Here is a 4,074-nt window from a genome sequence, read left to right on the forward strand (position 1 = left end):
ATGATCGCGTTCATGAAGGATCTGCGGCGCGATCCGCTGATCCTGCGCGACCGCTACGCCCGCGCCGCCGTGCGCCACAGCGTGATGGCGGGGCTCGAAGAGTACGGCGACGACTTCGCGCTCGTGCCCGTCGAGTACGACCACTCGGAGGACGACCTCGCCTGGATCGATGAGTCGACCGTCGATGAGACGCTGGCCGAGGTCTACGAGGCGGCCACCGAGGCGATCGACATCATCCCGCCCGCCGAGGTGGATGCCGTGGTCGACGCGGCGCTCGACGGTTCGGCAGCGCCGGATGCGGCGCCGGATGCAGCGGCGGATGCGGATGCGGAGCGACCGCGGGAGGCGTGATTCTCGGCGTCAGGCGCTCTCGGCCGCAGCGGTGATCCGCGAGGCCATGCTGGCGAAGATCAGCCCGTGGAAGGGCAGCACCGCGAGCCAGTACAGGCGCCCACTGAGCCCGCGCGGGAAGAAGATCGCCCGCTGCTCGTAGCGGGCGCCGGCGGCGTCGGGGAGCGCACGCAGCTCGAGCCAGGCCTCGCCGGGCACCTTCATCTCGGCACGGAGCCGCAGCAGCCCACCGCTCGCCGCCGACGACTCGGTCGCCGCGCCTGGTTCCTCGACGGCTTCGACGCGCCAGAAGTCGATCGCGTCGCCCACGCGGGCGACCGTCTGACTACGGCGACCGCGGCGCAGGCCCACCCCGCCGACCACGCGGTCCATCAGCCCGCGCACCGCCCAGAGGAACCGCGAGGAGTACCAGCCGTTCGTTCCACCGATGCCCAGCACCACGGACCACAGCCGGTCGACGGATGCCGAGGTGACGAGCGTGCGCGCGTCGGTGAAGACCGTGCGGCCCGCCCAGTCCGGGTCGCTCGGCAGCGGGTCGCTGGGGGCGCCCGAGACCTCGGAATCCTGCCAGCTCGTCTCGATCGCGTCGGCGTCGACCCGCCCGAGCGCCAGGTCGACGGCTCGTCGATACGGTGTCAGGCCGCCCTCCGGCTGCGGGATCAGCTCGTCGACCGCGTGGTCCTTCATGATGCACTCGTTCTGCAGCGACGCCACGAGCGGGCGGGCGATCGAGCGGGGAACCGGCGTCACGAGGTTGACCCAGTGCGAGGCGAGACCGGGAGTCAGCACGGGCAGCGCGGCGATCGCACGCTGGGGCAGACCGGCCTCGACCGCGTAGCCGTTCATCATCTGTCCGTAGCGCAGCACGTCGGGTCCGCCGATGTCGACCGCGCGGTTCACGTCGGCGTCGACTCGGGCGGCGCCGAGCAGGTAGTGCAGCACGTCGCGCACGGCGATCGGCTGGATGCGGTTGCGCACCCACTTCGGCGCCGGCATGTACGGCAGCACGTCGGTGAGGTGACGGATCATCTCGAACGACGCCGACCCCGACCCGATCACGACCCCCGCCTGCAGCACGAGCGTCGGCACGCCGGACTGCAGGAAGATCTCGCCGACACGCACGCGGGAGCGCAGATGGGGTGACAGCTTCACGTCGCCCGGATGCAGTCCGCCGAGGTAGACGATGCGCCGCACACCCGCGTGGGCCGCGGCCTCGGCCACCGTCGTCGCCGCGCGCTCGTCGCTCTCCTCGAACCCCTTGCCGGCGGTCATCGAGTGGATCAGGTAGTACACGACGTCGACGTCGTCCATGGCTGCGGCGACAGCATCCGCGTCGTCGGCCGATCCTTCGACGATCTCGCAGTCGGGACCCCAGGGGAAGGATGCCGCGCGCGCGGCATCGCGTGCCAGCACCCGCACGCGATATCCGGCGTTGAGCAGCCGCGGGGTGAGTCGCCCACCGACGTATCCGGTCGCGCCGAGCACGAGCGCGCGCGGCGCCGATCCGTCGTCGCGGGGGAGGGCGCGCAGCGCCTCTTCGTCGCCAGTGGGCTGGGTGAGTGGGGCCATGGGTCGAGCGTACGACGGGCAGGGGGTGGCGGGTACGGGGTTGTGGCGACGAGTCTGTGCGGATAGGGAGTACGCGCCGGGCCGTTACGATCGTAGACATGGCTTCAATCGAATCGATTCGACGAACGGCTCCGGACCGGGCGTCCCGGCGCGCCCGCATCGCCGTCTCCGCCCTGTTCCTGACCAACGGGGCGCTGTTCGCGAACATCCTGCCGCGCTACCCGGAGATCAAGGCCGGACTCGGACTCGACAACCTCGGCTACGGCTTCGCGATCGCCGCGTTCCCTGCGGGTGCCATCGCCGCGGGGCTCCTGGCCGCGGTGCTGATCCGCCGGTTCGGCTCGGCGCGCATCGCCGTGATCGGCACCGTGCTCACCAGCATCGGCCTGCTCTCCGCCGCCCTCGCCCCTTCGGGGGTGCTGTTCGCCGTCGCGCTGTTCCTCGGCGGAGCATCCGACGCCATCACGGATGTCGCGCAGAACGCCCACGGCCTCCGCGTGCAGCGGCGCTACGGACGCTCGATCATCAACGGATTCCACGCGATCTGGTCGATCGGCGCCGTGATCGGTGGGGCGATGGCCGCCGTCGCGATCGCCCTGCAGCTGCCGCTGGGTGTGCACCTCGGCATCTCGACCGCCGTGTTCGCGACCGTCGCCCTCGTGGCCCTACGATTCTGCCTCCCCGGCCGCGACGACGAGACCGAGCCGGATGCCGTCGCCGCCCCGGCCGAGGTGACGGGGGCACTGCGTCGCCACGTGACCCCGCGCACCGTTATCGCGATCATCGCGCTCACCCTCATCGCGATGGCCGGAGCCGTCGCCGAGGATGCCGGCAACTCCTGGGCGACCCTGTATCTCGCCGACTCACTCGGGGCCGCGGCGGCGATCGCCCCGCTCGGCTTCATCGCCCTGGTCGGCGCGCAGTTCATCGGCCGGATGCTCGGCGACCCGCTCACCGACCGGTTCGGGCAGCGCTGGGTCGCGCGAGTGGGCGGCATCATCGCGGCGGTGGGCATGACGCTCGCGCTCGCCTTCCCGACCGTCCCGGGCACGATCCTCGGGTTCGCGGCCGTCGGCTTCGGCATCGCGACCCTCATTCCCGCGGCGATGCATGCCGCCGACGAGCTGCCGGGGCTGCGGGCGGGCGTCGGGCTCACCGTCGTGTCGTGGCTGCTGCGCCTCGGGTTCCTGCTGTCGCCCCCGTTCGTGGGGTACATCGCCGAGACGGAGAGCCTGCGTGCCGGGCTGCTCGTCGCCCCGGTCGCCGCCCTCGTCGCCGTGCTGCTCGCCGGATTCCTGGAGAAGCGCCGCCCGCGGGGGTAGTCCCGGCATCCGTTTTCCGGCATTCGTCCAGTCCCGGTCCCGACTCGCGTGCAGATGTCGGACGGATGCACGGATGCAGGACGGATCCGCGGCGTTTCATCCTGCATCCGTGAATCGGTCCTGCAAGTGACGCGGGACGGAGGTGGGTCGGAGCGCGGGAGCGGATGCCGTGGCCGGAAAACTGCAACTCGGGGGTTGCGCAACCGACACCAGTGTGCAACTCTGGAGTTGCAGTTGGTCGACCGGGCCAGCGCGAGACTCCGAAAGGATCCATCATGGTGAACATGACCCACAACGAGGCATCCGTCGTCGATGAGGAGACCTTCTCCGTCCGGCGCAGCATCCAGATCGCGGCCCCCGTCGAGAAGGTGTGGCGAGCCGTCGCCGAACCCGAGCACATCTCCCGCTGGTTCGGGCGCACCGTGCTCGACGGCACCGGCGTCGGCGCGACCGGCACGATGACGTTCCCCGACTACGACGTGATCCCGCTGCGGGTCGACGAGTACGACGAGCCGCGGCGCATCACGTACCGCTGGAACAACGACGACGCCCTCGGGAAGCTCCCCGACAGCATCGACGAGTCGACCTCGACCGTCTTCACCTTCACGCTCGAAGAGGCCGACGGCGGCACGCGCCTGACGGTCGTCGAGAGCGGCTTCGAGCGCACGTCCGACCCGCGCGGCAACCTCGAGTCGCACCGTACCGGCTGGGACCTGGAGCTCGACAAGATGGTGGCCCTGGTGGAAGGCGAAGCGTGACCACAGAGACGCTGCTGCCCATGTTCGCGGCGCTCGCGGACGAGACGCGCTGGAGCATCCTGACGGCTCTCGGC

General features: G+C 70.9%; 3 protein-coding genes and 1 pseudogene. 3 read left to right on the plus strand and 1 reads right to left on the minus strand.

What is annotated here, in order from left to right:
• Nucleotides 1–351, plus strand: a pseudogene (locus ACNPM4_RS12870) (BCCT family transporter); the annotation flags it as partial.
• Nucleotides 352–360: 9 nt separating this feature from the next.
• Here ACNPM4_RS12870 and ACNPM4_RS12875 read toward each other — a convergent pair.
• A complete protein-coding gene (locus ACNPM4_RS12875) occupies nt 361–1,920 on the minus strand; it encodes an SDR family oxidoreductase (protein ID WP_448985930.1) in 1,560 nt (519 codons plus the stop codon).
• 98 nt (nt 1,921–2,018) lie between these two features.
• Here ACNPM4_RS12875 and ACNPM4_RS12880 point away from each other — a divergent pair, with 98 nt between their 5' ends.
• Together ACNPM4_RS12880 and ACNPM4_RS12885 are read left to right on the plus strand one after the other, a co-directional pair.
• Nucleotides 2,019–3,242 (plus strand): MFS transporter, encoded by a 1,224-nt coding sequence (locus tag ACNPM4_RS12880; RefSeq protein ID WP_105710613.1) that lies wholly within the window; start codon nt 2,019–2,021, stop codon nt 3,240–3,242.
• A 275-nt stretch (nt 3,243–3,517) separates the two neighbouring features.
• On the plus strand, nt 3,518–4,000 hold the full coding sequence (locus ACNPM4_RS12885) for an SRPBCC domain-containing protein (protein WP_372468026.1): 483 nt from the start codon (nt 3,518–3,520) through the stop codon (nt 3,998–4,000).
• Nucleotides 4,001–4,074: the final 74 nt, after the last annotated feature.

The organism is Microbacterium umsixpiens, from assembly GCF_053543675.1.